General features: G+C 39.9%; 6 protein-coding genes and 1 CRISPR repeat array (1 of these 7 running past the window's edge). Of the genes, 2 read left to right on the forward strand and 4 right to left on the reverse strand.

Annotated elements, in window-relative coordinates:
- Nucleotides 1-667: a CRISPR direct-repeat array (repeat unit 36 nt; unit sequence GCCATAATTCCCCTGTGAACCTTGATGTGATATGAT) (it extends 357 nt beyond the left edge of the window).
- A 149-nt stretch (nt 668-816) separates the two neighbouring features.
- From cas2 to cas9, 3 genes are read right to left on the reverse strand one after another with little or no spacing between them, the layout of a single operon-like run.
- Nucleotides 817-1125, reverse strand: a complete 309-nt coding sequence (gene cas2, locus IEW67_RS06470; protein ID WP_188632241.1) for a CRISPR-associated endonuclease Cas2 — start codon at nt 1123-1125, stop codon at nt 817-819.
- A gap of 4 nt (nt 1126-1129) precedes the next feature.
- Nucleotides 1130-2032: a type II CRISPR-associated endonuclease Cas1 gene (cas1, locus tag IEW67_RS06475; RefSeq protein ID WP_188632242.1), complete on the reverse strand. Its 903-nt coding sequence runs from the start codon at nt 2030-2032 to the stop codon at nt 1130-1132.
- The gene (gene cas9 / locus IEW67_RS06480) at nt 2022-5255 is read right to left on the reverse strand and encodes a type II CRISPR RNA-guided endonuclease Cas9 (RefSeq protein WP_188632243.1); all 3234 of its coding nucleotides are present in this window, start codon (nt 5253-5255) and stop codon (nt 2022-2024) included. The genes cas1 and cas9 overlap by 11 nt, the downstream gene beginning before the upstream one ends.
- 464 nt (nt 5256-5719) lie before the next feature.
- Between cas9 and IEW67_RS06485 the strand changes: the two genes are divergently transcribed.
- Both IEW67_RS06485 and IEW67_RS06490 read left to right on the forward strand, forming a co-directional pair.
- Nucleotides 5720-6283, forward strand: a complete 564-nt coding sequence (locus IEW67_RS06485; RefSeq protein WP_188632244.1) for a PadR family transcriptional regulator — start codon at nt 5720-5722, stop codon at nt 6281-6283.
- On the forward strand, nt 6276-6758 hold the full coding sequence (locus IEW67_RS06490) for a DUF4188 domain-containing protein (protein WP_188632245.1): 483 nt from the start codon (nt 6276-6278) through the stop codon (nt 6756-6758). Before IEW67_RS06485 ends, IEW67_RS06490 begins: the two co-directional genes overlap by 8 nt.
- 74 nt (nt 6759-6832) lie before the next feature.
- Here the strand turns inward: IEW67_RS06490 and IEW67_RS06495 are convergent, their stop codons facing one another.
- A complete protein-coding gene (locus IEW67_RS06495; protein WP_188632246.1) occupies nt 6833-7135 on the reverse strand; it encodes a hypothetical protein in 303 nt (100 codons plus the stop codon).
- Nucleotides 7136-7231: the final 96 nt, after the last annotated feature.

Raw genomic sequence — 7231 nt, forward strand, 5'->3', positions numbered from 1 at the left:
TGATATGATCTCAACTGTGATTTTTCGATTTTTGGCCGGGCCATAATTCCCCTGTGAACCTTGATGTGATATGATATTGAAATTGGTGATGAATCTGAAGGGATAGCCATAATTCCCCTGTGAACCTTGATGTGATATGATTTCACATGACAGTAATGCTCATAAAGATCCGCCATAATTCCCCTGTGAACCTTGATGTGATATGATACCGTAAAATTGATCAACATTAAGCTTCACGCCATAATTCCCCTGTGAACCTTGATGTGATATGATTATTTACTAGCGGATGAGATCGTTAATAAAGCCATAATTCCCCTGTGAACCTTGATGTGATATGATACGGATTATCTAAATAAGTGCTATGATGAAGCCATAATTCCCCTGTGAACCTTGATGTGATATGATCACAATCGGATGCATACCACGTATCATCAGCCATAATTCCCCTGTGAACCTTGATGTGATATGATCAGACATCATCGGTATTAATGCAGATGCTTGCCATAATTCCCCTGTGAACCTTGATGTGATATGATTTGTGTGTCAGGGTCTTTAGCATTGACGTTGCCATAATTCCCCTGTGAACCTTGATGTGATATGATGTAATGGCCATGCAAACAGACGTGATTCTGCCATAATTCCCCTGTGAACCTTGATGTGATATGATACATGGCTCTAAAACCCTTGATTCTTCCCCGTTTCAAGGGTTTCTTTTTTTAAAAAAGAAAATTATCTCTGTAAAAACACTCGTTTTTAGTTGAATTTCTATAAAAAGTACAATAAAAAATGCTTACAAAAAATGATTGCAAGCAAATTTTAAAAGAAATCCACTTTATTTGTCCCTAATTCTTCTTCAGCAGTTGTTGATCCTAATAAAATTTCCATATTCTCAAATTGTTTTTCGGTTACCTTTAAAGCTCGGATAGCTCCATTAACAGGCGGAAGATTTTGTTTAAGCCTTTGCATATGTTTCCTTACGCTATCCTCGCCATTACAAATCCTGGTATAGACAGAAAACTGAAGCATCGAATAACCATCTTCCAAAAGAAATTTACGAAAGCGGGTATACTCTCTCCTTTCTCTTGGAATAACCACCGGCAAATCAAAAAATACAATAATCCGCATATATTTACTCATAAGCATGTACAGCAATATTTGTTAATTCCGGTAACATTAGCACATTTGCATCTTGCTGCCGGCAAGCAGACACAAAACTTTTAATCATGTTATCAACTCCATGTGTAACATTTAATCGTTCGCTATTCCAAACCGCTTCTATTTCCAATACTTCGAAAAGTTTTTCACGGATTTCTGACGACCATTCCGAATCACTGCTAACATTTATCGCAATGGTAACGTCAACAAACGGACGCAAAACTTCCATAAAGTCATCTGCCAAATTAAATGCATTTGTTTGGCTGTCATGGAATATACCAAAGCTGGGCATGAATCCATAGCGCACAATCGACCTAGCAACCAATGAACGAATGATGCTGTAACCGTAATTCAGCGAAATATTATAAACATTGTCATGCCGTCGATGAAAGCCTGAGCCGAACAACGATTCAAAATAAAGCTTCGCACCATAAGCTTCACGATTTGTCCGGTCTCCTGATTCAACGCTTCTGCTGATTGCATAGAGTTTTTGGGCTTCTTCACCCTTATGGAGCAACTCCAAACAACGGGCCTGATTCTCAAGCTTTTGTATCACTATTTTTTGCCAAATACGTTTTTTAAATGGTTTTCCAAGATTCATCTGCAGTTCCAATACTGTCTTTTGCCTGGAATGCCGATGAAAAGGTTGTACAATTCCACTCGGCATATGCTTTTTATCACATACAATCAGTTCCACATGATATTCTGTACATTTACTTAGGACAGAATTGGTAATCGTGATGGCTGGATCTTCCAAAGTAACTGTACAGATATCTTCCAATGGAATGCTGATTGATTCTTCCTGCTTGATAACCAACTGTTCATATCTCGTCGACAGTTTAGCTGGGTTACGAACAACCAAATGTCTATAAGCCATGACGCTTTTCTCCATGTACTTTACTAAGATTGCCTAAAGGATCTGTCTGGTATTTTTCAAACAATGCTAATCTTTGGGAACCTATAGCATCACTAAAACTATTCATATGATCTGCTATTAAAATTTGTGCAGTTCCCGTGTGAACCCCTTTAAAGTAGAAGGTACCCTCGATCCATTTCACGAACCCACCTGAATCAGTCTTGGAAGTTTTTTCTCTTGGCATCCTTATTTTTATTACATCATTCGAGTACAAATTAAAAATAAAATCATAATCGTGAGTAATTTCTAACCAATCTTTATATGGCTTTCTTTGCGTTACAAATTTTGTAGGAGATCTTTTTTCAACCACATCACTAACATAAACCGGAGCCAGATAATATTTCCCTGTTTTCTTATGGCAGAATACTTCTGTCCGGACAATACTCGCATTTTCTGCTACCGTTTTATCATCCAAATGAAATATGCGATTAGCGGTCGACTCAATTTTGACACTGCGAATGATCGGAGCCTTTTCCGGTTTTTTGGATGGCTTACGAAGCACAGTACTGAACGCTTTTTTGGCATCCTTTCCGTTTTCCAGATATCGCTGTTTAATCGCTTCATAAGTTTTGGGATCAGATTCTTTTCCGTACATCGGGAAATCCCCTTCTTTGTTAAATGGAATATCTTCAAGGACATATTTCTTCACCATTAAGTTCAATCCCTTGTCGGTAAATCCCCGATGTCTCCTGATGGACTCTTCATGTATCTGCCCTTTCATTGACCGCTTCGGCATACGTGATACAAAAATCGGTTTCAGTTCACGAATGAACGCTTCATCATAACTTGGTAACGCTAGACTTTCCAATGCTAACTTTAACTTATCAGGATCCTGGATCAATCTGGCCTCCAATTCTCTCCGAAAGCCTTCCCATGGTTCTGGAAAACGCTCGCCTTCACGTTTCAGCAATTGTGATGTATGTTCTTCACGCTGTTTGAAATAATTGCTTACCCGGTGGCGAAAAGGCAGGCTCACCGCAACAAGCACAGCATCCACTGCATGATGCAAATCATTCTCTTCCCGATGTTTGTTAAAACCCCAGCGCTTCCGCATAAGTGAGGTATAGGCGCCGTTCACTGTAAAAACCTGTTGTTTTCGTCCTTCCTCATCCCTCAGTTGTAGGTTATCCTCAATAAATCCCTTTATAAAACGCGTAATATATCGCGTATCATTCAAATGCCTGGATTTAAATTGTTCTGCTTGTTCATCATCAAAATTTTTCCTGAGTAGCAAATCTTTTTTCTTTTTTCGAATTTTTAACGTATTCACATACGAAGTGAATTGATCCCATTTAGCTTTATCTTCACCAAACCACTCGTACGGTGTCTTATTTTTCTTATCCTGGTTCTCCTTCTTTAACACCAGCACCTTATTCGCATTGCTGTCATCAAAGCTTCTGCTGTATGGAATAATGTGGTCCACCTCTGCGAAGCCATGTTCAAATAAACGATGCATTTCTATTTTCTTTGTGGTATAAGCACAGCGGCCATCCTGCTCTTCCCATAATTTATATTTCAGAATATCATGTCCTCTGGGGTCGCTGATTTCCGGATGCAGTTCATATATCCGATCTTTAGCCTTTTTATTTAGTTTGTGATTCTTATTGAATTGTTTTTCAATTTCTCTGCGTTCGTTATAATGTCGCCCCATATCCCGTGCCAATTCAATATAAATTTCTGTGGGCTGACCGTATCGTTTAATAATACTATTAATAACTTTCCGTGTCTGGGAAAGTGAACGGACGACAACAGGGTTAGCAATGTCTTTTGTTGGTATCACTGGGAGGAAATTTTTCTTTTCACGACCAATTCGTTGATTGAAATGATAGCCGGCCTTTTCACATGCTTCATGGTATGGATAGCCTTCTTCCAGATATGGCAATATCTTATACAACGCCTTGAACGACAGATGACCAAATTTAGAAAATGACAGATTAAGCAATGCGTCTATTACTTCTTCGTTGTATGCACGATCAGCCAAATTTCTGACCTGCTTGCCATTTTCATTGACGTAAGCATTCAGTAAATAATCACGTGTGTCCTGATCGTCTTTATAAACCGTCAGAGCATAGGCAAATGTATCATAATCAATCGGTCTGTAGGACTCAGCGAGTGTCTTGCCTTCCACTTCCGCTATTATCTTTTTAAATTTATACTGACCTTCCAGAGACAGGAACGTTTTGTTTTCATTTTTTTCATTGGATTGGTTTAAATCATAGAATAATTCATTAAAACGCTCGTGTTCCTGCAATTGCAGTACTTTCCTTAAATCTTTATAGGTGACTTCTTTTTTATTGAATAACTGTTCAAGAATGGCATGACGTTCTGTATCTTTAAGTTTACGCTGTGAAGACTGATCAGATAGTATACGCAGACGGTTCATTTTATCAAACGCACGGAAGCGCTCAAATGTATAGGAAAATTTCGGTGCCCGCTTTTCATTCGGTTCAAATGTACAGTTACCGATTCGCTTAGCAATATCCTCTTGTGTTGCAAATGGACGCTGGGAGCCCCAGATGTTTATGTATTCATTTTCATTTTCTACAGTTGCAAAACGATGACCGAATTCACGCTGTTTTGCGAAAACTGTTCGTATTTCATTTTCGATTTCGTGCCTGGAAAGCACATGTGAATAATCTCCGCCTTTATTTCGCTTTCTTCCTTCAAATTTATCATCCAGCAGGAGCATTTCGGCTGACGTTCGATAGTTATTTTCCACCATTATACGGGTATTTTCGTTGACCGCTTTTAACAATAAACCTGTTTCTGCTTCTTTTCTTTCGCTTTTGCGATTCGATTTAAAACCCCGATTTTTGGCATAGTGGATCAAAGCTCGGGCAAATTCACGATCAGTCAGCTTTCTTTCAAGTCCGTTGACCCGAGTCAGCCATATGTCCAAATCGTCAGCCTTCCATGTGTAGAGCTGATCTGATTGGGCATCGGATAACAACCCTTTTCCAACGATAAAGCTGCGTACACGACTGACACGATAGCGACGCCTTCTAATTCGTCTTCTGGCAGATCTTGCTTCACGCCTTGGCGCTGCCAATGATGACCCATTTTTGGGATTCTCGGCAACGTCAAACATACGGGAATTCAAATCCTCGATTCGTTCTTTGTCTAGATTGATAACCGCCCACCCAATCGATGAAATACCAATATCCAGGCCGATGCTGTATCTCATTTAACCACCCTGCTTTATATAGTTTGTGAACACCCTGATTTAGGTATAAAAAAAATGACTAAATGATTTAGTCATAGATGTACGGGGAACTCCGCTATAAGCGGAGCTAGGCGATCCCCAACGCCACGGCTTAATGCCTTACCATAATAACTTACCTGTGAACCTTGATGTGATATGATATCATGATACTTACGACCTCCCCTAGGTCGTTATATCTATTATAATTTTCCCGAATGCATTTGTCAATATTTTCTAACAGAAGTTTTTACAGTCTTTGCTATATGGATGCAAAATTCAAACTAAATGAGATGAGATGACATCCCTTTCCACTACACTTTCTATCAACAGTTTACCAATAAACATGTGCAATTAAAAACAAATAAATGTCAAAATATTATTGTCATTCACAAATATCTTCTGTATACTATATCACAAAGATACATATCATATTGATAGGTGATTCCATGAAAAAAGATAATCATACAAAATATGCCATCCTCGGGTTGCTCACGACGGATTGCCACTCGGGGTATGGCATCAAGCAAATGATTGACCAGAGTCTGAATCATTTTTGGAAAATCAGCTATGGTCAGATTTACCCAATGCTGAAGCAGCTTGTGACGGATGAACTGGCGACGGTCCGGACCACAACGCAGGATGGTAAGCCGGATAAAAAAGAATATGTTATCACAGCTAAAGGCGAGGCGGCATTACAGGAATGGCTGCAAACCCCAATTGATGCGATACCTGTTGAAAGAAACGCTGTGCTGCTGAAGCTTTTTTTCAGTCGTCACCAGTATGCTGATACGACCATCAGGCAGCTTGAAGATTATCAGCAAAAGCTTGAGGAGCGTTACAGCACGTATAAAGCGATTGAGGCGATGATTGCCTCACTTATGCATAACAAACAGGATTCCCCTTATTGGCTTTTCACTCTGGATTATGGGAAACGATTGACAAAAGCCGCGATTGATTGGTGCAGTGACACGATTGATCAAATTAACAATGGGAGGGCTAGCGATGGATAAACATATTTATGAAGGGCGGTACACAACGGAAAATAGCCGGGATGTTGTCGTGTTTCTGATTGGCATGCGCATCAACAAGCGGCTGGCAATCAACAAATGGCTGCCGGTTTTTACAGCGATGCCGGGTATGATTCGGGAGTTGTATGAAAATCAGGAGGAGCTTGGTTTTCTGTCGATGGAAAATTACTTCGGACTGCGCACAACAGTCATGATTACGTACTGGCGGTCCAAGGAGGATCTGCTTGCCTATTCCAGAGGACAAAAGCATTTGGCAGCATGGAAGAATTTTAACCGGAAAATAGGCGATACCGATGCTGTTGGGATTTATCATGAAACCTACGTTGTGCCACAAGGGCATTATGAAGCGATATATGGGAACATGCCGGTTTATGGACTGGCTAAGGCGTCCGGGCATATGCCGGTTACTGGTGAGATAAGGTCTGCTAAGAAGCGGTTGCAAACGGATGTGAAGTAATTGCATGTTTAAACCACTCAAGTCCGTCTTTTGTGAATAAATGTAACAGAACTCCTTCACAAATTGGGAGCCCTCTATGGCCTATACTCTTCACCGCTGCGTATGTAATGAACAACGAAAGAAAAGGCATCATCTAAGGTTAAGATGTCCCAATTTTCCTTTCGCTGCCCCCTGTCACCAGGCACATGATGATGGTGGTGAAGTTCTGATTTAATTTTGTATTTCTCGGGCATCCATGGTGCATCGTGTGGTTCATTTTCCCAAGCTGAAATATGATGATACAGCTTTCCCATTTTTGGAATGATAATTTTCCATTGGTAATGGTACTCTCTGACAAAACCATCTTCATACTCGAGTTTCGCACCCTGATAAATCAATAAAAAAGCGCCATGAAAATGGATAAAAAAACGTAAAAAAACCCGCATGAACACTGGCTTTTGGTATAATTAAGGTACCAATCCAAATCATGCCAA

It is taken from the genome of Lentibacillus kapialis, from assembly GCF_014646635.1.
Taxonomy (GTDB): Bacteria; Bacillota; Bacilli; order Bacillales; family Amphibacillaceae; genus Lentibacillus; species Lentibacillus kapialis.